We start from the raw sequence: 26,376 nt of genomic DNA, 5'->3' as shown, positions 1-26,376 counted from the left end.
AAGCCATGTTCCAAAAAACAACCCATCATGCTTCTCTGCACATGACGGGGACATCGGACATGTTTATTATACCATTGATATATCTATGAGTCAAATTCCGCAAGCTCCAGTCTCCCACTTAGGTCTGATTTTTGGCTGAAAAATGGGAATTAAAAAGTGGTGAGAGCATTAATCTGATATGCTTTCACCACTTTTTCATTTTTCTGTGAGTCTAGTCTTATAGAGGCTTTCGGAGCCCTTATACACTCTCAGGTATGCCATAAAGCTCACGCGCATTTTTTGTTGTCTGCAGAGCAAATGCTTCCGCGTCTTCTCCACGGAGCATTGCCGCAAATTCTGCCGTTGCCCTGACGTATGCAGGCTCATTTCTTTTTCCGCGGTAGGGCTGCGGAGAAAGATACGGACTGTCGGTTTCCACAAGAATCCTGTCGGCAGGAAGCCTTCGGATAATCTCCGGAGCCTTCGCCGCGTTCTTGTAGGTAATCGGGCCGTCAATTCCGAGATACCAGCCCAGCTTCAAAAGCTCCACTGCCATTTCCAGACTGCCTGAAAAGCAGTGAATGACTCCCCTGTTCTTCCGTCCTTCTGTTTTCAGCAGTGACATCATATCTCCATGGGCCTCGCGGTCATGGATGCACACAGGAAGGTCAAGAGCGCGTGCAAGGGACAGCTGGCGTATGAAGGCCTTTCGCTGCACCTCGCGCTTTTCCCGGTCCTTTTCCCAGTAATAATCAAGTCCGATTTCGCCGATGGCGACTACTTTTTTTGATTTCGTCCAGTCGGCAAGGCGCTCATCATCCGCGTCAGTCATGGGAAATGCTTCCTCAGGATGTACTCCGACTCCCGCGAACACCATTTCCTCTGCCTCCGCCAGTGCAAAGGCGCGCTCCGAGGACTCCATTGAGTCACCGAAATCAATTACCTGTACAACCCCTGCGGCCTTCGCGCGGGCCAGCATTTCTTTCCTGTCCTCAGCGTATTCCTCACCGTCTATATGGGCGTGTGTATCAATAAGCTCCATCAGTGTACCTCTGTGCCCGCAGGCATATCTACTGTCAAAAGCTTCAGGTCGTCCCCTGCCGACGCGGCAAGAATCATGCCGTGGGATACGACGCCGCGGATTTTTGCAGCCTTGAGATTTGCCACGAGAATGACGGTCTTGCCAACGAGTTCATCAGGCGTGTAGTTTTTCGCGATTCCGGATACCACCTCGCGCTGCTCAGTGCCCAGGTCTACAGTAAGCTTCAAAAGCTTATCTGCCTTCGGTACAGGCTCTGCTGAGATGACCTTCGCCACGCGGAGCTCCACCTTTTTGAAATCGTCAATAGAGATTTCTCCGTCCTTGGGCTCGTCCTTTTTCTTTGCGTTTTTCTGTTTTTCCTGCTTCGCAGGCTTTTCCTCAGCTTCCTTTTCAATCTCGATACGTGGGAAAAGCTGCTCTGCCTCGCCGATATGCTGCCCTGCTGTAGTTTTGCCCCAGGTCTTGATGTCTTCAAGGGTAAGGGTAGAGAAATCCTCCGTAAAGCCAAGCTGCTTCCACACCTTCGGTGCAGTGGCCGGCATGAACGGAGAGATAAGGCCGCTGATAACGCGGAGGCTCTCTGCGAGATTGTACATGACGGAAGCAAGCTCTGCCTTTTTCGACGGATCCTTAGCAAGTGCCCAGGGGGCCGTCTCGTCGATGTATTTATTTGCGCGTCCTATAAATGCCCATACTGTTTTGATAACAGGGCTGAGCTGCATAGCCTCCATGCCTTCCTCGAAGCTCTTAACCGTTCGCTCCGCGTCAGCAATGAGGGATTTGTCAATATCGCTTTCCGTTGTCGCAGGCTCGATTACTCCGTTCTGGAATTTCGTAATCATGTTCAGCGTGCGGTGCAGAAGATTGCCAAGGTCATTGGCAAGGTCAGCATTTATGCGCTCGATAAGAGCGTCACGGGAGAAGTTGCCGTCCTGTCCGAGGGTTATTTCACGAAGCAGGAAATAACGGATGGCATCGGGGCCGAACTCGTCTATCAAAAGATTCGGGTCTACAACATTTCCCTTGGATTTTGACATCTTGTCGCCATCCACGATAAGCCAGCCGTGTCCGTATACCTTCTTCGGCAGCGGCAGGTCAAGTGCCATCAGGATGCAGGGCCAGATGATGGAGTGGAAACGGACGATTTCCTTGCCCACGAGATGGAGGTCTGCAGGCCAGAATTTCGCGAATTTTTCAGGGTCGTCCAAAAATCCGATTGGCGTGATGTAGTTCGTCAGCGCATCGAACCAGACATAGATGACATGCTTGTCGTCAGTCGGGACAGGGATTCCCCAGTCAAAGGACGTACGGGAAATGCAGAGGTCGTCAAGGCCCTGCTTGATGAAGTTGATCATCTCGTTGCGTCTGGATACAGGCTGGATGAATTCAGGATTGTCTTCAATATATTTAAGCACGCGGTCTGCGTAGTTTGACATCTTGAAGAAGTACGCTTCCTCCTCGACCTCCTGCACCGGCCGTCCACAGTCCGGGCAGCAGCCGTTTTCATCAAGCTGGTGCTCTGTCCAGTAGCTTTCGCAGGGCGTGCAGTAAAGGCCCTTGTATGCACCCTTGTAGATATCGCCCTTAGCATAGATGCGGCGGAAAATTTCCTGAACAACCTTTATATGGCGCTCCTGCGTCGTGCGGATGAAATCATCATTGGAGATATTGAGGCGCTTCCAGAGGTTCTGAAAGCCTGCAACGATGTTGTCTACATACTCGATAGGCGTAACTCCTGCTTCCTCTGCCTTCTGCTGAATCTTCTGTCCGTGCTCGTCACTTCCTGTGAGGAAAAACACGTCATAGCCTGCGAAGCGCTTGAAACGGGCAATCGAGTCCGCAATGGTCGTGCAGTACGCATGACCGATATGAAGCTTGGCGCTCGGATAATAAATCGGCGTCGTTATATAAAAGTTCTTTTTTTCCATTGGTTTACCCCTCCAAATCGCACCATCGAATGGAAACGGTGCAAAAAATTGTTAGACTATATTATAATGCTTTGAATCAAGTTTTGCCAAGGGAAAATACTGACTGGCATGTTATGCTATAATGTAATTATTAGATTAAACAGGGGGTGGATGCTTCCATGAACGAGAAATCAAACGCGCGTCCTCACGTCGTCATACTCGGGGCAGGAATGGGCGGAGTAAAGGCCGCGCAGTGCTTTGCAGGAGAGCCTGTCGATGTGACGGTAGTTGACCAAAATAATTATCAGTTTTTTGCGCCGCTTCTTTACCAGCTTTCCACAGGTATCCTGGAGGAAAGTGAAATTGCGCTGCCGGTTCGTCAGTTCTTCCGTTCTCAGTCAAACGCAGATTTTCATCTTGGCTGCGTAACAGGCTTTGATACGGCAAATAAAACGGTATTCACGGACACCGGGGATATATCCTACGACTATCTCATTGTCGCGTTGGGTTCTACTACACGCTATTTCGGTATGAAGGATATAGAAGAGCATTCCTTTCCGATGAAAACCCTGAGCGAGTCTGCCGCCATCCGCGACCATATCATGCGCTGCATAGAAAGCGCGGCTCATGAAACAGACGAAGAAAAAAGGCAGGCGCTTTTGACATTTATCGTAGTCGGCGGAGGTCCGACAGGCGTCGAAGAAGCAGGCGCCATCGCAGAGCTTCTACACAACACACTGCCGCGCGACTATCCACGCCTCGACCTGAAAAAGGCCGATGTGAAGCTCATCGAAATGACGGACAGCCTTCTCATGATGATGCCGATGAAGCTTCGTGAATCTGCTGCCAAAAGCCTCAGAAAAAAGGGCGTAGATGTGCGGCTTAATACCGCCGTTTCGAATTACGACGGCGAAACTGTAACATTCAAAAATGGTGAAACCGTCAAAGCATACACTCTCATATGGGCCAGCGGCGTACAGGCTGTGGATGTCTGCAAAGAGCTTGGCGCAAAGCAGGCCGGCGATGGACGCATAATCGTAGGAAGAGACTTATCCGTACCTGAGCTTCCCGAGGTCTACGTCATAGGCGACTGCGCGCACTTCATAGAAAAATCCGGCGAACCGCCCCTCGCCACCATAGCTCCTTACGCCATGCAGGAGGCTGCCTGCGCGGCACATAACATCATGTGCCAAATCGAAGGAGAACCACAGAAAACCTTTGTAAGCCACGACCTGGGCTCAATGGCAATGGTCGGCCGCTTCGCAGGAGTCATGGCAAAGGGCAGCATGACCATGGACGGATTCTTCGCCTGGGCCGCATGGCTCGCCGTCCACGTAATCCGCCTGGCAGGCTGGACAACTAACTTCATCGTACTGTATAAATGGCTGCTAAACACACTGTTCAGTACCCGCCCCGCATGCCTGACCAGAGAACGTGATGAGGCTAAAAATCTGCAGTAACAATAACGTAAAGCATAGCAATAACGCATATAAAAAAGAGGTTCACTGACTCGTCAAAGTCAATGAACCTCTTTTTATTTCATGGACGCTATAAAACATTGTCATTTCCCGACTCCAGTAAACGCTTTTGCAGCTCAGTCAAATAATCAACAACACGAACTGCGCCCTCATCGGGGTATGCCCACGCTTCTTTCCTAACTTCATCACGGCCTTTCGAATACAAATCATCCGTCAGGCACGACTCAATAATTTCCTTTAAATTATTTAAATTTTCTTTGCTCAGCTCCCGACCTAATTTTGGAAGAACCGTTGTAGTCCATACAGGAGTATCAAGCCACCATGCATCATAAACACTTGTATCAAGCTCGCCTGCAGTGTAAATAACAGGTTTATTGTAAATCATTGTAAAATCGAAGATAACCCCGGAAAAATCCGATATCAGAATATCTGATCGCCTCAACACCTCAAAGTTGTCGTTATCACGATTCCACTCCAGCTGCTCAGATGGCGGATATTCCTCCATAAGATTATCCATCAGCTCTTTTTCCGAAGTAAAGGATTGCGGATGTGGACGCACGATTATATGCCAGCCCGTAGAAAGAAGAATTTTTAGAATTTCATCTCCAATTTTAGAAAAGATGGCTTCCGGGCCCCATGAAGGCGCCAAAAGCACAGTACGTTCATGTTCAGCTAAAATCGGAGCTGAAATTAGTCTTTTTTTCATCTCATCCATATAAGGGATGCCAACTTTTACTAGTTCTTTTGGTGGCAGCTCTCTGAGCTTTTCCAATTCCCTGATTTGCTGTACCTGAAAATCTCCGGACAGAAGAACCGCGTCATAATAGTCGAGACCAAACATACGATACAGTGTCGCATCATTTGGCATATGCAGTATATGAACATAATAATGCACTTCCGGAGATCTTCTCCACTGATATACATCAAGCCCAGGGGTTGTAGACAATACAATGTCCGCCTGTAAAAAATTCAATTTTGCAAAAGCACGGTTACCTTCCCCTATAAATTCTGCTTTAACATACTCATACTCAGTATTCAGTGCAGGATCATCCGCTGACGCAGTCATGTAAACAACCTCCTGTCCGCGATGATTCAGTTCGCGGCAGATGGGTTCAAAAATACTCCAATAACGCTTATCATCTGAAAAAATAACAAGAGGTATCCTGGCTCCATCCATTTTAACCTTTTTACCACCACTAAAAAAGAACCGAACCTTTACCCAAAACATGCGGATAGAAAAGACCGCCGCTCCAATCAATCCGACCAGTATCGTAAATAACATACTCCCTGTTCCGGGATCAATATATAACCTCATCTGATTATTCTCACCATACCTTCTTTTTGCTGTCTGTATATTCTATTACTATAACATAAACAGATAACGGCCAAAACTACATAAACCAACAAATCATATTCATCAAAACGAGGTGCTTCCTGCAGATAGTTATATGGTGAAACTGCGTTAATCCAAATATGCATGCAGATTGCAGGGAACAAACTTTTAGTCATGAAAACAAATACTGAAAAGAAATATCCAAAGCACAACGCAATTAAAATCTGTATTACAAAATCATAACAAAAACTCCCGAACTGACTGTTAAACATATGTGCTGCAGCAAACAGAATATCCGCCCCCCACAACGCGCACGAATAGCCATGCGGAAGCAAATATTCAAAAATAAACCCACGGAAGAGCAATTCTTCATACACAGCCGACGCAGTGACTAACAGAAGCGTACCAATTACCGTATCTATTGGATACACTTCCGCTCCGTAATACAATGACTTTACTGTCTGCACAATACTCCATAAGCCAAAAAGTCCTGGTATTATCCAGGCAGTGAAAGGCAGATCTTTTTCGCTTTTTCGGTCAAATGAACAGGTAAGCGCGCCTGTGCGTCTTATAAACTGGATAACAATTGTTAAAAAAACCAGCAAAAAAGCAGCCGAAAGGAGATGATTTTCTGCATTTGCCGAGCAATATTCACCTAAATAAAAAAGAATGTTGTATCCTAAAACCAAGATAAAAAACATCATAGCAGCTTCATCTCATAAATCAATAACAATTATCACAATATTCATCTCTTCGCAAAATCGTCATCAGAGCCTGTTTTATACAAAAGACACAATAATCATCTTACTATATTATACAAGCATTAGCACAATTTTAGCAAAAAACATAGACCAATGTTTTAAGAATATATATATTGTTCCTTTTGAGCAGAAAAAAATTTGCAAAATGAACATATCATACTATAATTAATTTATGCAGTTATAGTAATTGGTTCATTCCATTTTATCTGACGACATTTTCTAATCGTTTAATTTTTCAAAGGAGGAAAATGATGAAGCTGACTAGGAAACAATTTGATATACTTGAGGCTTTGGCAACAAACCAAAAGGCTCTGACTCAACGGCAATTAGAGGAACAGACTGGGCACAGCCTGGGTACAGTAAACCGTGTCATGAAGGAATTGACTGAGCTCGGCTATATAGAACGCTCCGGCATTACCAACGCTGGATTTACTGCGTTGGAACCATACCGCGCGAAACGTGCTATATTCATAGCTGCCGGCTTCGGATCACGTCTTATTCCAATAACTTTTAACACGCCAAAACCACTTGTAAGAGTTCATGGCGTACGCATAATAGACCATCTGATTGACGCATGTCTTCAGTCCGGCATCAACGAAATTTATATCGTACGAGGATACCTGGCGGAGCAGTTCGATCAGCTTCTCTACAAATATCCGATGATAAAATTTCTTGAGAATCCTATGTATAACGAGGCAAACAACATAAGCTCTTCATTGGTCGCCCGTTACATGCTGTCAAACTCCTACGTGTTTGAAGCCGACCTGCTTCTCTCAAATCCTGCGATTATAAAGAAATATCACTACACTTCCGACTTCCTCGCAATCAAAAAGGAGCGCTCCGATGACTGGTGCTTCAAGGTCAGTGACGGTGTAATCGTCGAAGAAAAGGTCGGCGGTGAAGGCGACGACATATGGCAGATGGTAGGCATAAGCTACTGGGACGAAGCTGATGGTCACAAGCTGTCACAGGATATAGCTGACATTTACGCTTCTCCCGGTGGCAAAGAAAGATACTGGGAACAGGTTCCCCTTGTATATAAGAAAGAGCGTTATGCAGTTGAGGTTCGTGAGTGCCATGACGAAGATATAGTGGAGATTGACACCTTTAGCGAATTAAAAGCAATTGACAAGACCTATGACGTGTAAGCGTTCAAACTCATATAGATAATAGGCATAATTTGAACAAAAGAGGTATAGTTATGGACTCTATAAAAAGAAATGTTCTGCTCAACCCCGGGCCCTCTACCACGACAGATACAGTCAAATACGCCCAGGTGGTCCCTGATATCTGCCCTCGCGAAAAAGACTTTGGCGGGTTAATGAAAGGGCTCCGTGAGGATTTAGTCAAAATAGTTCACGGCAGTCTTGAACGATACACAAGCGTATTGTTCTGCGGTTCAGGTACAATCAATATTGATGTGGTAATCAACAGTCTTCTTCCTGAAGGGAAAAAGGTTCTGGTAATAAATAACGGTGCATATTCTACCCGAGCCGTTGAAATTTGCCAGTATTACGGACTTCCACATATTGACCTAAATTTCCCTGTAGATCAGATACCTGATTTAGGCCAGATTGAGGATGTTCTGAAGAAAAACCCGAACATAGGATTAGTTCACACTACTCACAATGAAACAGGGACCGGGCTTCTGAACCCAATTCGTGAGATAGGCGCGTTGGTACACAAGTACGGTGCAATTTTCACCGTAGATACGACCTCGACCTATGCAATGAGGCCAATCAATATTGAAGAGGACAACATTGACTTCTGCATGGCTTCTGCCCAGAAGGGGCTGATGGCCTTCACGGGCTTGAGCTTTATTGTAGGCAATCGCAGCATCATCGAAGCCAGCAAAGATTATCCGAAACGCTCTTACTATTGCAATCTTTATATGCAGTATGATTTCTTCGAGCGTACCGGAGAGATGCATTTCACTCCCCCTGTTCAAACCATTTACGCAGCTATACAGGCGCTAAAGGAATACTGGGCCGAAGGGGAAGAAGCTAAATGGGCAAGGCACACAAGAGTATTTAACGCAATAAATGCCGGGCTTGACGAGCTGGGGTTCAAACAGGTTATCAAACCGGAGTGGAGAACAGGATTAGTGTCAACGGCCATTTATCCGGATGACCCGAACTGGTCATTTGAAAAGGTGCATGACTACTGCTACGATAGAGGCTTTACCATATACCCCGGCAAAATAAGTGCAACCAACACATTCAGATTATGCGCTCTTGGCGCGATTGATGAAGCTGACATAAAAGACTTCTTTGTGGTGTTCAAAGAAGCACTGAAAACAACGGGCGTCCAAACCCCGGTAAACTACAAAAAGTAAAGGAGAATCCATATGAAAACAGTTTATACCTGTTTCTGTACCGACGTAATCCACGAAGGTCACCTAAACATTATCGAAGAAGCACACAAGAGAGGAAAGGTAATTGTAGGCTGCCTTTCTGATGAGACTCTTATCCGCTATAACAAATTCCCGACAATAAGCCAGGAAGAGCGTCTTAAGCTCTACAGGTCTATTGATGGAGTTGAAGAAGTAGTTATCCAGAATGAAATGATGTATGACGATGTAATCACTCTTATACAGCCTGATTACGTCATACATGGGGACAACTGGAAAACCGGGCCCGAAAAAGCAATTCGTGACCATGTAGAAGAGCTGCTTTCTGCCTACGGCGGAGAAGTCATCGATATTCCGTATACATACAACGACAAGGTCAAAAAAATTGACATGCAGCTGCGTGAAAAGCTCGCTATGCCGGAATACAGACGTAAAAGGCTTCGTCAGCTGATTTCCATGACCCCTATCGTTAAAGTTATGGAAGCTCACAGTGGTATTACGGGACTGATTGTCGAAAAAACGGTGGTAGAGAACGAGGGAAAGCTTGACCAGTTTGATGCCATGTGGATATCCAGCCTCTGCGACAGCACCGCAAAGGGAAAACCGGATATCGAGCTTGTTGATATGACCAGCAGATTCAGAACAATAGACGATATCATGGAGGTTACAACCAAGCCAATCATATTTGACGGAGATACGGGCGGACTTACGGAACATTTTGTATATACGGTAAGAAGTCTGGAGCGGATGGGTGTTTCTGCTATCATTATCGAGGATAAAAAGGGGCTCAAGAAAAACTCCCTCTTCGGTACTGAAGTCAAGCAAACCCAGGCTACCATTGAAGAAATGAGCGCAAAGATTGCCGCCGGCAAAAAAGCTCAGCTTACCGATGACTTCATGATTATCGCAAGAATAGAAAGCCTCATTCTTGAAAAAGGCATGGAGGATGCGCTGGAAAGAGCATTTGCGTTTGTAAAAGCAGGTGCCGACGGAATAATGATTCACAGCCGCAAGAAGGACCCTGCTGAAATTCTTGAGTTTTGCGATAAATTCAGGGAAGTAGATACGGTTACTCCTATTGTGGTTGTCCCGAGCAGCTTTAACATCATTACTGAGGATGAACTCGCTTCACACGGTGTAAATATCGTAATATATGCAAATCAGCTAACAAGAGCCGCATTCCCTGCAATGCAGAAAACGGCCGAGGATATTCTGAAATATCACAGAGCCAAAGAAGTAGATGACAGACTCATGCCAATCAAGCAGATCATCACACTGATTGATGAACTGTAAGGAGGACTTTGAAGATGAATGTAGAAAGACTGGCAGAGATAATCGGCTCAGATTTTTATACAGGTGTACCTGACTCACAGCTTAAAGCGCTGTGCAATTATCTGATGTCAAAATACGGCATTGACCCTAAGCATCACGTTATCGCCGCAAATGAGGGCAACTGCGCGGCTCTGGCAGCGGGGTATCACCTGGCAACGGGGAAAATCCCCGTTGTTTATATGCAAAATTCAGGTGAGGGCAATATCATAAACCCGGCAGCTTCCCTTCTCAACGACAGGGTTTATGCTATTCCTTTAGTGTTCATTATCGGATGGCGCGGTGAACCCGGACTTCATGATGAACCACAGCATATTTATCAGGGTGAGGTTACCGTTAAACTCCTTGAGGATATGGATATTGCTTCCTTTGTAATCGGAAAAGAAACCACAGAAAAAGAGCTTTCTGCTAAAATGGAAGAGTTCCGTTCAATCCTCTCAAAAGGCAAGGATGTTGCGTTTGTAATCCGTAAGGGGGCTTTGACTGATGCCCCAAAAATTGAGTACAAAAACGACAATAAGATGGTGCGCGAAGAAATTATTCAGCACATCGTAAAGGTGTCGGGAGAAGATTTAATTATCAGTACGACCGGAAAGGCTTCCAGAGAGCTCTTTGAGACCCGCGTTGCCAATGGGCAGAGTCACAAATATGATTTTCTGACTGTAGGGTCTATGGGGCATTCCAGCTCTATCGCCCTCGGAATAGCAATCAACAAGCCAAAACAAAAAATCTGGTGTCTGGATGGCGACGGCGCTGTGCTCATGCACATGGGAGCAATGGCAGTCATAGGAACAAACAAACCTAATAATCTTATACATGTAATAATTAACAACGGTGCACATGAGACCGTTGGAGGTATGCCTACCGTAGCCTCTTCCATCGACCTCGTCCAAATCGCCTCAGCCTGCGGATACCCGAATGCGGTGAGTGTTGATACATTTGAAGCTCTCGACAGAGCGCTTGCTGAAGCTAAAAGCAGGGATGAATTAAGTTTGATTGAAGTCAAGTGCTCTCTTGGAGCCAGAGAAGACCTCGGCCGTCCGACGACAACTGCCCTTGAAAACAAGCAGAACTTTATGGAATATTTGAAAACATTGTAATCAGCTCTGTCACATGCAAAGAACTCAGCCACTCTTATTGGATGGCTGAGTTCTTTTTATTTATTAATATTATGTCATTCACTGCCGGTCAACACCGCATCCTCAGCGGCAAACTCCCAATTATCCTTGTTCCAAATGTCATCATGCACTGTAAGCCAGTCGGAAGGTAGGAATTGCGTTCCATTATTCTTGTCAGTATTCCATTTATTCGACGTAATAATATACTGCGCATGAGCTGTTTTTTCCGCGTTGCTGATTATTTTGCCGGTAAACGGATTCATCGGCTCATCAATCAGTTTTGCTACAGCTAACGACGGCACATCACCATTGGTCATGAATTCATTCGATACATTGAACTCCTGCGCGTCGTAATCCTTAACCATAAGCAGTGCAGCAAAACCTTCTATGTCGTAAGTTTTTCCTTTTTTCTTGACGATTAATTCATCAAATTGCCCCATCTGACGCCCATGATCCGACACGATTATGATTCGGGTATTATCATATACCCCATTTTTCTTTAAGTAATCAAACCATTTCCCCAACGCATTAAGTACTGCCATATTTGATTCATAATGGATATAATGCTGTTCATTTTCCATCTTCATATTTTTGCCGTCAACATTAAAACGGCTCTTATTCTGTGCATCGTACTCTATATTATCCACACGCTCAGCGGGTAAATATTCAGGCTCCTGCAGCATCATTGGCTCATGCGTTGCATTATTGGTCATCATCAGAAATGTATTTCCGACATCTCCCCTGATTGCAGTAATCCTCCGCAAATTTGTCAGCACACTGTACGTATTCATAAAGCTCGGCGCTATACCATCTGCCTTTGACGGCCCATATATTTTTTGTGAACTGTACCTGGTATGATTATATTGCCCGTTATCATACACCGTTCCCTGTATCAGCTGCGGGGAACTTCTCATAAGACTGTAGAAGAAGAAGTTCCTTTTATTACTTGCAACTTCATCAACTAACGAATCACTATATTTTCCATCAAGATTATACGTCCGTATGCCGGGATAATCAGAATAAATGGATAAATCAGGTACCCATTGATAGTTGGCGTAAGACGGGTCGCACACCGTAACTTCATACCCATTTTGAGAAAATAACACCGGCATAACCTTTAACGCCTCGTTCTGCTTGGAAACCAGTTTTTCATCTTTTCTACTGTTCATCTCCATCGGTGTATACTCATACCCACCAAACAGGGCAGGAGTTCCAAAATTTGTAAAACCGCCAAAAGACGTTGTATTAGGATAGTAGGTAAAACCTGAAAACTGCTCCCTCAAGTTTTTATTTTCATTGAAAAGATATGGGATATAAGGGCCCATACCCCTGTCTAACATAATAACAACAACATTCTTTCCCGATTTGCTAAGCTGTATAATCTTCTCGTCCCGTCCGGCAGCATTACCGCCTTCTATACGCTTCTCCAAGATTTTTATATTGCTCCATACTTCATAAACATTGAACGCCGACATACCTCCGGCCGCCAGTATTACAGTCAATAGAATGCTAAAGATTTTATTTCTGTAACGCTTAATCCCCCAGCATATTATGCCTGATGTAAATATCAAAACAAGCGTATTTATCATTTTAAGTTTGGATGTTATATTAATTGGTCTATCATATTTCAAAAGGTATGATAATATCCCGTAATCTGTACCAAAAAAAATGTAGTCTACAACGGCTGCTCCGCACAAACACAAAAGAATACGTTCGAATATTACCTTCCCTCGTTTATCCGAAATCCAGTAAAATACGCGCATCCAAACCAGAAACGTCCCTGTCGCAAGACATCCCGCACTTACAACATACCAAAGTGGATGAAAGAAATGCTGTACATTCACAAACTCCTGTGGAGATGCCTTGATAACCGAAGACGGAATCAGCAATCCGATCAAGACAGTCAGGAATATTGCTGACATCCAAAAAACTTTTGCATCAGGTATGGACGGCTCACTTGTTTTTTCCTTTGTCTTAATCTTTCCGGTCTTCCAAAGGAGCCATAATTGCGCGACAATGCCAAAGAGCACCATATATACTTTGTTTCGAACCAAGCCATGATAAAAAAATATTCCGTACACGGCTGCTGCGACTCCGCAAAGAGACAGCAATACAGCCAGGACTTTACGGGGATTTTCAATTTTATAAAAAATGGTCTTAACAAGGGAAAACAGGTTATTCAGTGTCCAGTAAAAAACAAGGCCTGCCGGAGATGAATAAAGAAACACAAGGAAAAACAATGCCATTGAATACAGCTGTATTTTTGTTTTAAGAGGGTAACCTCGTACGAAAATTGCACTTGAAATAAGATTGACTGCCGTCATAATTATTGGCAGAACATTTATTGATACTCCAGCTACAGTCAAAAGGGCATCCGGAGCCCCCAAATCAGCAACAGGGCCGAATGCCACTCCTTTAATCAGTTCTAAATGGGAAAGGAACTGATATGCAGCAATAAAAAAAGGTATCTCCAAAAAAAGCGATAATGAGCCTTTAATGGCATCTGTCGGAAGATAATTATTCTGCCGATAATAGGTACGCAGCATCATCATTTTCTCGTCGCCCTTAAACATCTTTTTTATGTGAGCGACTCCCCGTGCCAGCTTTACCTCAATATCCCGCTCTTCTTCCTGTATTGCATCTGCACGCCTGTAAAGAGGCAGAACCAAAAAATTCATAACAAGGCTCAATGCAATAATAGCAAAACCGGGATGAGGCAGCTGCCTGTTTGCCAAAACAAAAACAACCTCAAAGAAAAGCTGCAGCGGCAGTATTAAAATCGAATATAATATTTCGGATATAGACATTATCTCCCCTGTTCCTCCCGATTAAGATTTTTATCTCCACCAAGCCTCAAAATTATGCGTCGGTCTTTCATCTTCAGGCGGCAGCTGCATATAATCACCGTATAGCTGGCTTAAATACATATCATAGCATTTAAGCCCTTTCAGTCTATATCCTTCAAAGGAATATTCTTCCAGTTCGTTCCAAACGGAAGCACTGAATATCTCCTTTAATCCTTCTCCGCATATAGATATGCCCATTTTATCAGAAGAGTCCGCCTGTGCTTCTTTGTCAATCCGTTCCACAAGCGCGGGTACATTCGGCCTGACAGCCGAAAGAACACTTTCCCACAACGGCTGTGTCACACGTTTAATCCAATGCTTCGGTGTCCTTTGATAAATCATATTTCCCAAAAGCTTACAGTCAGAAACAATCCGCAAAAAATCTTTCTTGCTATGCACATAATCTACAGGAAATATATCTACCCAGATTCCCATACCATCAACCTGATACTCCGGCTTGAGCCGCTTTTCCTCCAAATACGTCCTTTTACTGACAAGCTTTATAAAAGGGTACGGATACTGCCTGTCTGTTGTCGGGTGAACCAGTCGCACCCATCCACTGTCTATTTCCGAAAAGCACTTCAAAAATTGATTGTAATCTTCTCTGGGCATCATGACATCTACATCATCATCCCACGGAATGAAACCATGATGCCTTACAGCCCCCAAAAATGTTCCATATGCCAATGAATATTTTAAATTATTTTTATCGCAGTATTCAGCAAACCACACCAGGAGTTTTGTTTCTTCCTGCTTTATTTCTTCTATTGTCATCTCTGTCATAAATCGATCTACCTTTACGCAGATATTTTACTGCTCAAATACCTGCAATACCATATAATTCCCTGCCAAAAGTTTCCTTTTTTAAAGCAGGTACGTGAAAGCAGTCTTTTTTCCCTGACGGTTCTCGGATTTTGAATAATAGGAACATCGCTCCATTCCGACATATCGGAACACTGCTGCCAGAAATTTTTCCCACTGCAGTAGTACCAGGCAAGCCACGGTTTAGGCGTACTTGTATAATGCACAATCACAGTATTCTCCGGGTAGATGTCCTCAACATTATTTTCCTGATTATATCTTTTTCCTGCCCAATAAACCTTATCGGCGTATAAAAGATTGAGAACATCCTGATCCGGTGCTTCAAAACGTTCCGGGGTCTTCTGAAGCATTGATATAGCGGTATCAAAATTTTTATTATCATGCCATGCGCAAAGGTCGACCATGAGCATGCCCGAATTAAAATATCCATCTCCGGTAAAATCAATACGCTTCAGCCGCCCTTCCGGAAGCCCGGGATCTTTCACTGCGGCAATTTCCTTGCCCTCAAGGGACATAAAATACAGTTCTCTTAAATTTCCCATGCAAAGCATGTCCGCATCAAGATAAAGCAATCGTCGAATTCCTTTCAAATAACAATGTTCAAATGCTAAAAAGCGAAAATACATGGCCGTATGCCAGCCAAAGGTTTGCGGAAAATCTTTAAATATTTCCGGATTAACGATATAACAATAGCAGCAAGCATGATATTTCTCCACTGTAGATTCCAATCGCCGCAAATCATTATCTTCAATTTCATCTATAAAGACATGAAAACACACCGATTTATTATATGTCAAAATAGAGGTCATCATGACTCCAAGCGGACGCACATAGCTCTTGTCCAGTCCGAACGCAATATGAATAGTGTTATCTCCTTGTTTCTCTCCATACACATATTCTTTACGAATCATTTTTTCAACATCCATTTGTAAATTCTTGCCTCCACTATCTGCTATTGTCTGTTAATCATTTCAAAATATCATACCTGTTAATCAAATCTTTCGTATAGATCTCGGTTCCATAAACATTTAGATGACTCGGATCTCTAAAGCAATCTGCCGGATATACCGGAGCTTTAAGCTCTACTGAAACCCGAAATTCACGCATAATCGAACGCATATATTCTTCATAAGCATCACTATAGCCAGACGCTTCTATATCATGTTCACTTCTTGGATTAACAGGAAACTGAAGAATATACGCCGGTATAAGCTGTTCTTCACAGAGCCTCAGAATTTTCTTTAAGTAAAAATCGTTGCTGTTTAATATTCGGAAATGTTTCTGCTGAGCTTCCCAATTCTGCTCATTATTTTCCTTAGCTGAAATAACTTGGCTATGACCAAATTTTCCCATAATTTCCTGATAATTTTTTCTGTATTCTTTTCCGCGCCTTAATTTACTTTTGAGAATTACTCTGCCATAACGGGTCGGCAGCCTTAAAAGGTAATGCCAGTCGTCAATCAGCTCTTTATTCTGCTGTTCCTTGGAATAGCCGTCACTCTGAAAAATCTGCTGTTGCGATTCCATAGCTTCATCATAAGTAAAATAGTGAAAATGGAAATTCCTGCGTTTATAAGCGTCCAATTTTGCCAAATGCTCAGGAGCAAAACCCACAAAAACCGCTAACGGCTTCGGGTGATTTTCCATATAGTTTTTTAGAGTAAAATACATTTCTACCGGATTTGACCCACTTAACGCAAGGTTAAATCCGGGTTTTGCCATCAGAGTGGGGTCAACGGCTGCCAGCATCCGAGAATCCCCCAAAAATAAAATCTCTTTTTTGTCTGATTCTTGTCGGACATATTCTTTCTTACTCTGCCATTCAGCATATTCACGGTCCATATATGCCGATTCAGGCGCTATCCAAGCCAATCCCCAAAGAAAAAGGATAAAGCCTCCCACTATAAAAATAAAATATCTAACATAGTTCTCAGAGGACAACTACATAACCTCCTGTTAAAACTGGAAATACAAAAATTCTGTATATGCACTCATATACAACAACGAAACACCAAATAACACAACAGCAACAGTTAACCAACGTTTATCCGTTTTAAATGTTTCCATGAAGCGGACAGGATTCGGACATAATACGGCCAGAATCAGCAGACCAAGCAGTATGACGATATGATCTCCGACATGGGGGTCCGCCATAAGCCAGGAATTCTTGATATAAATGCCATACGAAGCAAGCAAATCCTGATATGCAAGTGTAAAATCACAGTCCGGAAGCAGAAAAGCATTCAGATCAAACATTGTATATATTATCTGCAGTGCCGTATTGCTGTCCGGGGCACGGAAAAATACCCATGCCAAAGTGACTGCCAGGAAGGTCATTCCCCAGCATAAAAACTTTGGAAGCTGTATCTCAAGCCGCCTCCACTCGTGGTTAATGAGCAAAAGAACTCCGTGTATTCCTCCCCAAATCACAAAGGTCCAGCCTGCGCCGTGCCAAAGTCCAATGAGCAGCATACTTAGCAGCAGATTGAACATCTTCCGAAGCTCGCCCTGCCGATTTCCTCCCAATGGGATATAGAGATAATCTCTCACCCATGCGCCCAGCGTCATGTGCCAACGACGCCAAAAATCAATAATGTTCAGTGATTGGTATGGTGAATCAAAATTGACCGGAAAGCGGAGATTAAACATTCTCGCCAATCCGATTGCCATTTCCGAATAACCGGAAAAATCAAAGTAAAGCTGCAGGGTATACCCCACTGCGCCAATCCACGCCTCAGGCAATGTCAAACTCCCGGACTGCGCAAAAATTGGATTGACATATTCTGCAATTCTATCCGCGATAAAAACCTTTTTAAATAATCCAAAGGATAAAAGCGTGAGCCCGTACGCGACGTTATCGTACTGTATGCGAAAATTTTCTTCCGCCATGAACTGCGGAAGCATTTTCCTGTGGCTGATTATAGGGCCAGCAATCAAATGCGGAAATACCGTGACAAATTCACAATATGTAAGAAATGAACTGTTCTCTGTCTCCCCACGATATGCATCTATAAGATATGCCGTCTGCGTAAAGGTAAAAAATGATATTCCCAGCGGCAGCACAATCTGCGGCACGTCAAAAACAGCTTTGCCCATGAGGCTGTTTGCATTCTGAAGGAAAAAGCCCGTGTATTTGTACGCGCCGAGCAAAAGCAAATTTACCGTAATGCCGAAGCACAGCCACGATTTACTCCGTGATGTTTCCTCCAGCCGGCATCCTACAAAATAGTTAAACATGATTGATGCCATCAGCAGAGGAACATACTGATAATCCCACCATCCGTAAAAGAAGAATGACGCGGCAGCCATCCACATCCGCGCCCATGTATGCTTTTTTCTGCCCAACCAAAAATATACTATAAATACAAATGGCAAATAAATAAGCAAAAACTCGTATGAATTGAATAACAAACTGCTTCCCCTTCCATTTTTTCAAACGCCCAAAGCGCCATTTCCCAAAATCTTTACATTACTGATTTAATCAGTGATTTATCAATCGCTCTTACTTTCTCCACTTTCATTCTTTTGCCGCAAACTCCATGCGACAAAATATATTCCCATAGAAAGCCAATATGCCCTCATTATGGGAACCTGATTCATGTTTGTATCTGTCATGCCTTCCGCCAGGATTCCAATGAACAGAAGAAGGCCTGCCATGCCGCAGGGAATCGGAGTCTTTCCATATTCCTGACGATACATGAGCCAAAGACGGTAAACAAGGTATCCGTAGAACATAAGAAATGCAGCAAGACCTAAAACGCCGCCCTCACTGGTAATCTTCAATATATAGTTGTGCGGATGCCCATGTCCTTTTTCAGGGTGTCCCTCAGGTGCGCGTTCGCGTGCCAAAGGGGAAATATACTTCGTGTTATATTGATACACAAATATATCCTGACCTATGCCATGAACCGGATAATCTTGGATTATCTGCAATGCAGACTCCCACATCAATATTCGTTCTGTATTTGCTCTATGCTTTATATCTGTTATAGATACCGCACGCTGATGAAACCAAGGCATAAAAGCGACAGAAACTGCAGCCATAACCCCAACCAAAACAGCTAATGCCACGGCCATTTTGACATTTACACGCGAAAGCAGGATAAACGCCAATATAACCAGAGCGAGCGCTACCCACGCTCCGCGAGTTCCGCTTATAAACAGAATTGCCACGGAAAAAACTGCTGTAAACAACGCGAAATTACGCTTCCATTTTTCAATGCAGGGCTGAACAGAAGCAAACAGCGCCGCGGGAATAGCAACTAAGCACTGGCTAGCCAAAAACGTGTGCGTGTTATTAAAGCCATGTACCAAGTGCGGATTATTAAACCCGCTCTTCCAAGCCTGCCGAAGAGCCTCGACATCATTTACAAAAGCGGACAGCACAAAAAGCATCAGTACATTCCATATCTGTTTTTTATCCTTGAGATACATAAGATCAAAGAAAAGGATAAAAAATCTGTGAAGCTCTCCCGAAATCGTCCGGAAGCTCACACCCGGGTCCATGGAAAGTGCCGCGATAAGCATCTGAATGGCAAAAAACGCGGCAAAAACTTTTCCGATACCTTTATCGAACTCAGGAAGCTCCTTTGTAAATACGTACTGCAGAATCACAAATAGCACACCTAAGCCTACAGCAACCGAAGATGCCCCTGTTGATACATTTGCCGCCAAGGCCAACAGAAGCAAGTCCCAATACATAAGCTTATTCCAAAATGAAGCCTGCCTCCATTTACCGTTTCCCATTTATATGCCTCCATTGCATATTAGTTTACTGCTTTTGCAGAAGTATTTACTGGCGCTGTAAAAGTGACCTGCATTCTTTGAGTACCATGTCCGGTGTAACATTCCAAAGGCATGCCGGTTTTGGTGAGCTTTGGCATGCGTCCGCCGCCACATGGCACGGGCAGCAGGCTTCCCGCGATGTAAGCACACGGGCATTTTCGTTATAGGGGTGCCAGCGGTCGGGGCTGGTACAGCCATACATAACAACCATAGGTACACCTGTTGTCGCAGCAATATGAGTAGCGCCCGTATCTACAGTAACCAAAAGGTCCGCCATAGAGATAAGCGAAGCCAGATCTACCAAGTTTGTATCTCCGCAGAAATTCTGCACTTTTACAGATGCCATTTCTTTAATTACTTCATCCGAGTACCCGCGGTCGCCGGGTGCTCCGACCACAAAAAACGAGGCATCGTATTCTTTTGCAAGATTCTTAACAACCTCTGCAAAATACTCTTTCGGCCATGTTTTTAATTCAAAGGTGCCTTTGACACAAAGCGCAATCCTTTTTTCGGCCTTCGGCAGCCTCTCCAAAAGACTCTCCGCTTTCTTACGGCTTTCCTCTGTCATGCGGGCCATTACAGGCGATTCATGCCCGTCAATCCCTGTAAATCCGCGGATAATCTCCTGATATGTCTCAGCCTGAAGTGTTTTTACCAAATCATGCCTTACGGGTACCGTATCTGTATAAAACCAGGGAACACGGCTCGGCACGTCATCAAAAACCTTGTCCGGGCCGACACGTACAGGGATTCCTGCAAGCCGGCAAAGGAGCGCAGGGCGAAGCTTTCTGTCGTAGGATATGGCCAGATCAAAATTTCTTTTCTTCAGGGTCTGCACCATATGCCACATTTTGCTTATCGAGTTTTGTTTCGCTTTGTAATCAAAAAGGATAACATCATCTATAATGGGATTATTTTCTACGGCTTCACGCACAACAGGGCGGACCATCATTGTAATTTTCGCATTGGGGTACGCCTTTCTGAGCAGCGCTGTCGCGCTTGTTGTAAGAAGCACATCCCCAAGGTTCACAAGGGAATACACTAATATGTTCTTATATTGATTCATTTCTGCGCCTCCGGCACAAGCATGGTTTTCATTTTTTCTGCTGCAGTTTTATCCAATTCATCAAGCATGGCAAATCTCTTGCGGTATACGGCACGCTTACGTGTCGGAACCTCTTCCATTGTCTTACGGGCTTCCACCAGCGGAAGTTCGTAGAAGCGTGCGTCGTCGGTCGGATGTCCTCCCGCTTCAATCCAAAATTCACTGAAATCTGTCTTGAGCTTGCGGTCGGCGCGCACGTGGTTATTAGCATAGTATCCTTCATTTGTTACGGCGTAAATATGCTTAAGCCCCAGTGCCCGTGCAACAGCCTGAGTAAGGTACAGAACAAGATTTTTCGTTCTGTACGCATGGCAGAACTTGGTTACTTTCTTTACGACGTCACGCGCATCGTCCATGTTCGGACCCTGCATGGCGCCGATAAACATGGAAATATCTCCTTTTTTATCCGTAGATATCCAGAAGATAATCTGATACAGAGGTTTATCATCAAGCCTAAGCATTACCGACATCATGCCTTCTTTTCGCTGCCCTGCCTCAAAATAGAGCATACCCCAAAGGCGGCTGCCATCAAGCTCGCCGCCATCCCAAAGGGAAATATTTTTTTCGGAATATAAATCCCTGACTATATCCGCGCGAAATGTGCGTGCAGTAAAATCCATGTGCTTTTCTACGAGAGCCGCTCTCTCATCAAAGGTGGATTTGTTATAAAAAAAAGCCCGGGTCGGCTGTTCATACACGAATGGATAAATATCCGCGATTTCCTCCAGCAGCTTTGTGCTGTGGAAAAATTCGTCTATTTTTTTCATTTTGCTTTTGTTAAAGAAGCAGCGAAGTAGAAAAATGTAATATCTTCTCCGTTCACGCCAATAATTTACATTGTATATTTTTCGGCCGATGTCCCGAATATTTTTCATGCCTTACTCTCCCAATATTTCTTGTGAATAATCGTATTTACAAGCTTCCATTCTAATTATTTTACAACATATCGCATTTACTGTCCACACAAAGGAAAACAGCCGGCAAATGCCGACTGTCCGTTTGATGATTTATTTTTTTCCCGATACAGGTGTCAAAAGCTCAGGATGACGGATAATCCATCCCGTAAGCTCAGACCACGCGAAGCGTTCGTTTTCAAATTCCGATACGTCGTGCTTTGTATCAGGCAGTTCCATACACGGTGCCAAGGGCTGTGAAACGTGATTGTAGTAGTCTCCGATTGTGTCAACAGTCATCCAGCCAAAAGGAGTAGTTATATGGTCGAGATGTTCCAAAAGCGACGGCATGATGGAATAATATTCGAAATCTTTCGGAGCGATGAGTTCGAATATCGTTGGCATTATGTTCAGATGCCCTCCAAGTGTATTGCCTGCGAACATATCCTTTGTAAGCTCAGGATGAGACAAAGCGAAGGAGGTTGTTCTGTTTTCACGCAGTGTCGCCATTGTGCGCGGAACTATATCACAGTCGTATTCCACAAAGTGAGCCGCATGGTCGCCTGTCAAAATAATCAGGCTGTCAGGATATGTTTTCTGCATATCCTCAATAAAGTGAGCCAGAGCCTGGTCTGTGTACCATACTCCGCCTGCCTCCCTAAGTGCCATATCCTTCTGGCGTACCTTAGCAGGCGCATCCTTAAGAACACGGTCAGCATCAAAGCCGTATTCGGTGACAGGTATGTTATATGGTCCATGATTCGAGGTGGTATAGATGAAGTGAAATTCCGGCGCACCGTCATCAGACGCTTTTATGCGGCGTGCTGTTTCTTCCAAAAAGAGATGGTCGTAAACACCCAACCATGTTTTCGGCGCGTCAGGGCCGCAGATATCCGGTCCGCCATGGGCTTCATCAAAGCCTGACCCCGGGATAAAGTGATAAAGACTCCCCCAGCTTAATCCGCCACCGTACCAGAAGGAGGTTTTGTATCCCAGCTTTTTAAGCTGAAACGGCAGGGATGTAATCGTGCAGCCGCTCCAGAAATCCTTGTTCTCGTTGATTTCCATATTCGCGTCATATATGCCAAGAATGAGGCTCACAAGCGATGGCTGGGATATGAGTCCTGCCGACAGGAAGTTATCAATAGCTACCGTATGCTCCTGGGCACGCCACTTTTTCGTTCCTTCCATCATGTTGAGACAGCTGAACTGTGGGTCATATATTATCTGGGAGTGGCTTTCTCCCAACAAATAAAATATATGGGACGGCTTTTTGATTCGAGGCCCCTTCGCTTTTCGCATAAAACTTTCGAGTGGGTCCTTTTTATCCTGCCAGCCTTTGGGCATTACCGGCGCCATAATCTCTGCCGCTTCTTCGTCAGAATGCTTCAGGGATTCATGGGCCGGGTGCTTCCACACGATTTCCAGTGCCACAAGGTCATCCACAGTAGCTTTTCCGATAACCTCGTCATTTTTTACAATAGGAGGTACTTCATCCCACTCAGGTTTGAGGCGGTGACGGAATGTGCCGCCGAAGCGGAACCAATAGAAAATTGCGATTGAGCCGAGGAAAATGGCTGTATTGAAAGCGTACACTTTCCATTCAGTTTCAAAAACAGGGTAGGAAATATTCGGAATTCCAAGCAAAAATTCTGCTGCCCTGAGGCACAAAAATACGTAGGGAATAAAGCTTAAAAGTATCCACGCGCCATGATTCTGATTGAAAAATATGTCCGCAAGGTTCTTTTTATCCGCATTTTTCCCAAGCCACAGAGTAGAATTATAGATGTCATTGTAATGATAGTAAAATATCATCTTTCCCCAGAAGAGGAAGTAAAGCACAAAGACATAGGAAACAATCCACACTGTACGCACTGTATCTCCAAGCTCATAATAGGCAGGCAGGAATACCCCCGGGAGTGTTACGAGCGCCAGAGGGATAAGATATGCGTATGCATTCCAGTCCATTCCCCACCAGAAGCCGTAGCGAAAGCAGTGGTAAAGCTTCTTCCACTGGCCTCTGATGCTCTCCCTTGGCGCGTATGCGTATATAAAAACAGCACGGAATACAGCACAGAGAAGAGGCGGCAGCACCGCCAGCTTCAAATCCTGCTGCATTCCGAAAAAATAATGTTCAAACATAGTATCTCCATTTGTAGATAGTGATTAATTTGGGTGCACCTCATCCGTCAGTCCTTCGGACTGCCACCTTCCCCTAAAGGGGAAGGCATATTGAAGTATCTTTTATGCAGATAGACTTTCGAGAAATTCTGCGGTTCATACTTAATTTCGCTGTATCGGGAAGGCATATTGAAGTATCTTTTATGCAGATAGGGGGGTGTCCTTGTGAACCTCATCCACCGCTGACGCGGTCCCAGCCAATATGCCACTGGCATATTGACACCCCCAAGGGAGAAGGCACATTGAAGTATCTTTTATGCAGATAGTGATTTACCCTTGTACACCTCATCCACCACTACGTAGTCCCCCTTCCCCAATGGGGAAGGCATATTATTTTGCCTTCTCCTTTAGGAGAAGGTGGCGAACGCAGTGAGTCGGATGAGGTGCTCCCCAAAGTACCTTCTATGTACGTTCTTTCACTGTCCTATCAATCATTCCACATACTTCCGAAAAATTATCCATCAATTGATGATTAGAAAAACGCAGCACCCTGAGTCCAATTGAATTCAAATATTTGTCCCTCTGCTCATCATGAAACTGCTCTTCTTCATCCCAATGATGTTCTCCATCAAGTTCAACAACCAGTTTTGCCTTTGCACAGTAAAAATCAACCACATATGTAGCAAAAGGTTTTTGTCGTCTGAATTGAACAGGGTATGACCGTAGAAAATCATACCAAAGATGCTTTTCATATGAGGTCATTTCTTTGCGCAGCTTTTGTGATAATCGCTTGCTATCTTTTGTATAACAAAGCACGCGTGGTCATACCTTTCGGATTTATTTATATACATAGTGGTAGGCTGTTGTGCACCTCATCCACCACTACGTGGTCCCAGCCAATATGCCACTGGCATATTGACACCCCCAAGGGAGAAGGCACATTGAACCGTCTTTACGTAGATAGTGGTTTGCTGTTGTGCACCTCATCCGTCAGTCCTTCGGACTGCCACCTTCCCCTAAAGGGGAAGGCTTTGTTTTACGAATTCAAGCAGATTGCCGCCGGTGAATTTTACACCCTTGACACCTGCTTTTTCGGCACATTCTATATCGCGGTCGGCGTCCCCAATCATGACAGAAGCCTTCTTGTCGATATCGAAATCCCTGCAGGCATCCTCCACAAGCTTTGACCCGGGTTTTCGACATTCGCATTTTTTTCTGTACTCGGGTACAACAGCTTCGGGATGATGCGGACAGTAATAAAAAGCGTCTATATGGGCACCATATTCCTTTAGTTGTTCGTTCATCCAGTCATGAAGAGCATTCACGTCAGATTCCTTGAAATACCCACGTGCAACTCCGCTCTGATTCGTTATGACGATGACCTTATAGCCATTTTCATTTGCGAAGCGTATAGCCTCGACAGCCCCATCCATCCACTCGAATTCTTCTTTTTTATACAAAAAATCCGTATCGACGTTCAGTGTGCCATCCCTGTCAAAAAAAACAGCTTTACTTGCCATAAACGAAATATCCGCCTGCTGTCAGGAAGTCACAGTATTCCTTCACAGCATCCTTCATGTCATAGAAGCCTTCATCATAGCCTGCCGCAAGAAGCTTCGTTTCATCAGCCTGGGTATAGGACTGGTATTTGCCTTTGAGTACCTCAGGGAAGGCACGATACTCTATTTTGCCCTTGCCCATGGCGTCGATAACTGCCTGTGCCGCCTCGTTGTAGCTGTGTGCTTTTCCTGTCCCGCAGTTAAAGATGCCGCTTGGGCCCTTTTCACGCCAGAACCAGAGATTAACCTTTACGACGTCTTTTACATAGACGAAATCGCGGAGCTGTTCGCCCGGGCCGTATTCTCCATAGCCATCGAAAAGCTTTGCTACGCCTGTTTCGTTAATCTGGTTGTAAAGCTGATAGAAGATGGATGCCATTTTACCCTTATGATGCTCCTGTGGTCCGTATACATTGAAATAACGCAGACCTACCACCTGGCTTTTTGCATCCGGCAGAAGCTGACGTACATAGCGGTCAAAGGCAAGCTTCGAAAATGCATACGGATTCAGCGCATTCTCACATTCGTCCTCTTCACGGAATCCGTTCTCGCCCAAGCCGTAGGTAGACGCGGAAGAAGCATAGAAGAACGGGACGCGGTGCTCAAGGCAGTAATGAAGCACAGCCTTGGAGTATTCGTAGTTTGTACGCATCATGTAGTTGACATCATATTCCATCGTATCGGAGCATGCGCCCTCGTGGAATACGGCATCCACATCCGTTCCGTCGAAGTCATCACCCTCAATATTTTCAAGGAAATCGTCCTTGTGCTTGTAATCAAAGAATTTTAGTCCGCGGAGATTCTTATAGTTCTCTCCGTCTGCAAGGTCATCGACGATAAGGATATCCTCTCTGCCGATTCTGTTAAGCTGCTTTACGATGTTGCTGCCGATAAAGCCGGCGCCGCCTGTTACGATAATCATTTATTTTTACCTCCTATAAGTGCTTT

The 26,376-nt window shown here is 44.6% G+C and carries 21 protein-coding genes; 5 read left to right on the top strand and 16 right to left on the bottom strand.

Annotated features, from left to right (window positions below):
* Positions 1 to 238 precede the first annotated feature (238 nt).
* Both BUA83_RS07580 and metG read right to left on the bottom strand, forming a co-directional pair.
* Positions 239 to 1,021 (bottom strand): TatD family hydrolase, encoded by a 783-nt coding sequence (locus BUA83_RS07580; protein ID WP_072935633.1) that lies wholly within the window; start codon positions 1,019 to 1,021, stop codon positions 239 to 241.
* The gene (gene metG / locus BUA83_RS07575; protein ID WP_072935632.1) at positions 1,021 to 2,949 is read right to left on the bottom strand and encodes a methionine--tRNA ligase; all 1,929 of its coding nucleotides are present in this window, start codon (positions 2,947 to 2,949) and stop codon (positions 1,021 to 1,023) included. The genes BUA83_RS07580 and metG overlap by 1 nt, the downstream gene beginning before the upstream one ends.
* 158 nt (positions 2,950 to 3,107) lie before the next feature.
* Here metG and BUA83_RS07570 point away from each other — a divergent pair, with 158 nt between their 5' ends.
* Positions 3,108 to 4,388: an NAD(P)/FAD-dependent oxidoreductase gene (locus BUA83_RS07570; RefSeq protein ID WP_072935631.1), complete on the top strand. Its 1,281-nt coding sequence runs from the start codon at positions 3,108 to 3,110 to the stop codon at positions 4,386 to 4,388.
* Positions 4,389 to 4,476: 88 nt separating this feature from the next.
* Here BUA83_RS07570 and BUA83_RS07565 read toward each other — a convergent pair whose 3' ends face one another.
* Together BUA83_RS07565 and BUA83_RS07560 are read right to left on the bottom strand one after the other, a co-directional pair.
* Positions 4,477 to 5,721: a CDP-glycerol glycerophosphotransferase family protein gene (locus BUA83_RS07565; RefSeq protein ID WP_072935630.1), complete on the bottom strand. Its 1,245-nt coding sequence runs from the start codon at positions 5,719 to 5,721 to the stop codon at positions 4,477 to 4,479.
* The gene (locus BUA83_RS07560) at positions 5,718 to 6,443 is read right to left on the bottom strand and encodes a CPBP family intramembrane glutamic endopeptidase (RefSeq protein WP_094756531.1); all 726 of its coding nucleotides are present in this window, start codon (positions 6,441 to 6,443) and stop codon (positions 5,718 to 5,720) included. The genes BUA83_RS07565 and BUA83_RS07560 overlap by 4 nt, the downstream gene beginning before the upstream one ends.
* A gap of 305 nt (positions 6,444 to 6,748) precedes the next feature.
* On the opposite strand from BUA83_RS07560, the gene BUA83_RS07555 reads away from it, so the two are divergent.
* From BUA83_RS07555 to aepY, 4 genes are read left to right on the top strand one after another with little or no spacing between them, the layout of a single operon-like run.
* Positions 6,749 to 7,648: a MarR family transcriptional regulator gene (locus tag BUA83_RS07555; RefSeq protein WP_234988298.1), complete on the top strand. Its 900-nt coding sequence runs from the start codon at positions 6,749 to 6,751 to the stop codon at positions 7,646 to 7,648.
* 53 nt (positions 7,649 to 7,701) lie between these two features.
* A complete protein-coding gene (locus BUA83_RS07550) occupies positions 7,702 to 8,835 on the top strand; it encodes a 2-aminoethylphosphonate aminotransferase (RefSeq protein ID WP_072935627.1) in 1,134 nt (377 codons plus the stop codon).
* 12 nt (positions 8,836 to 8,847) lie between these two features.
* The gene (gene aepX / locus BUA83_RS07545; RefSeq protein ID WP_072935626.1) at positions 8,848 to 10,143 is read left to right on the top strand and encodes a phosphoenolpyruvate mutase; all 1,296 of its coding nucleotides are present in this window, start codon (positions 8,848 to 8,850) and stop codon (positions 10,141 to 10,143) included.
* Positions 10,144 to 10,157: 14 nt separating this feature from the next.
* Entirely contained in the window at positions 10,158 to 11,279 is a 1,122-nt protein-coding gene (gene aepY, locus BUA83_RS07540; RefSeq protein WP_072935625.1) for a phosphonopyruvate decarboxylase, read from the top strand.
* 74 nt (positions 11,280 to 11,353) lie between these two features.
* On the opposite strand, the gene BUA83_RS07535 is transcribed toward aepY, so the two are convergent.
* The 12 genes from BUA83_RS07535 to rfaD all read right to left on the bottom strand — a co-directional run bounded on the left by BUA83_RS07535 (position 11,354) and on the right by rfaD (position 26,350).
* Positions 11,354 to 14,104: a YidC/Oxa1 family membrane protein insertase gene (locus BUA83_RS07535; protein ID WP_072935624.1), complete on the bottom strand. Its 2,751-nt coding sequence runs from the start codon at positions 14,102 to 14,104 to the stop codon at positions 11,354 to 11,356.
* 30 nt (positions 14,105 to 14,134) lie between these two features.
* On the bottom strand, positions 14,135 to 14,926 hold the full coding sequence (locus BUA83_RS07530; RefSeq protein ID WP_072935623.1) for a LicD family protein: 792 nt from the start codon (positions 14,924 to 14,926) through the stop codon (positions 14,135 to 14,137).
* 14 nt (positions 14,927 to 14,940) lie between these two features.
* Positions 14,941 to 15,891 carry a glycosyltransferase family 8 protein gene (locus BUA83_RS07525; RefSeq protein ID WP_072935622.1) on the bottom strand — a complete coding sequence of 317 codons (951 nt, stop codon included), beginning with the start codon at positions 15,889 to 15,891 and terminating at the stop codon, positions 14,941 to 14,943.
* 40 nt (positions 15,892 to 15,931) lie between these two features.
* On the bottom strand, positions 15,932 to 16,906 hold the full coding sequence (locus tag BUA83_RS07520) for a hypothetical protein (RefSeq protein ID WP_072935621.1): 975 nt from the start codon (positions 16,904 to 16,906) through the stop codon (positions 15,932 to 15,934).
* Positions 16,907 to 16,921: 15 nt separating this feature from the next.
* Positions 16,922 to 18,274, bottom strand: a complete 1,353-nt coding sequence (locus tag BUA83_RS07515; protein WP_234988297.1) for an MBOAT family O-acyltransferase — start codon at positions 18,272 to 18,274, stop codon at positions 16,922 to 16,924.
* Between the two features lie 183 nt (positions 18,275 to 18,457).
* Complete coding sequence (locus tag BUA83_RS07510; RefSeq protein WP_072935619.1) at positions 18,458 to 19,711, bottom strand: O-antigen ligase family protein; 1,254 nt, start codon at positions 19,709 to 19,711, stop codon at positions 18,458 to 18,460.
* 46 nt (positions 19,712 to 19,757) lie between these two features.
* Positions 19,758 to 20,816 (bottom strand): glycosyltransferase family 9 protein, encoded by a 1,059-nt coding sequence (locus tag BUA83_RS07505; RefSeq protein ID WP_072935618.1) that lies wholly within the window; start codon positions 20,814 to 20,816, stop codon positions 19,758 to 19,760.
* Entirely contained in the window at positions 20,813 to 21,730 is a 918-nt protein-coding gene (locus tag BUA83_RS07500) for a VirK/YbjX family protein (RefSeq protein WP_072935617.1), read from the bottom strand. The genes BUA83_RS07505 and BUA83_RS07500 overlap by 4 nt, the downstream gene beginning before the upstream one ends.
* A 132-nt stretch (positions 21,731 to 21,862) precedes the next feature.
* The gene (locus BUA83_RS07495; protein ID WP_072935616.1) at positions 21,863 to 23,890 is read right to left on the bottom strand and encodes an LTA synthase family protein; all 2,028 of its coding nucleotides are present in this window, start codon (positions 23,888 to 23,890) and stop codon (positions 21,863 to 21,865) included.
* Positions 23,891 to 24,331: 441 nt separating this feature from the next.
* Positions 24,332 to 24,685, bottom strand: coding sequence for an endonuclease domain-containing protein (locus BUA83_RS07490; RefSeq protein ID WP_072935615.1), 354 nt, complete (start codon positions 24,683 to 24,685; stop codon positions 24,332 to 24,334).
* A gap of 200 nt (positions 24,686 to 24,885) precedes the next feature.
* A complete protein-coding gene (locus BUA83_RS07485; protein ID WP_072935614.1) occupies positions 24,886 to 25,389 on the bottom strand; it encodes a D-glycero-alpha-D-manno-heptose-1,7-bisphosphate 7-phosphatase in 504 nt (167 codons plus the stop codon).
* Complete coding sequence (gene rfaD / locus BUA83_RS07480; protein WP_072935613.1) at positions 25,379 to 26,350, bottom strand: ADP-glyceromanno-heptose 6-epimerase; 972 nt, start codon at positions 26,348 to 26,350, stop codon at positions 25,379 to 25,381. The genes BUA83_RS07485 and rfaD overlap by 11 nt, the downstream gene beginning before the upstream one ends.
* Positions 26,351 to 26,376 lie beyond the last annotated feature (26 nt).

The sequence above is a fragment of the Schwartzia succinivorans DSM 10502 genome (genome assembly GCF_900129225.1).
Lineage (GTDB): Bacteria > Bacillota > Negativicutes > Selenomonadales > Selenomonadaceae > Schwartzia > Schwartzia succinivorans.
The sequence above is the reverse complement of the archived record's forward strand: the minus strand, read 5'-3'. Positions and strand labels throughout refer to the sequence as shown.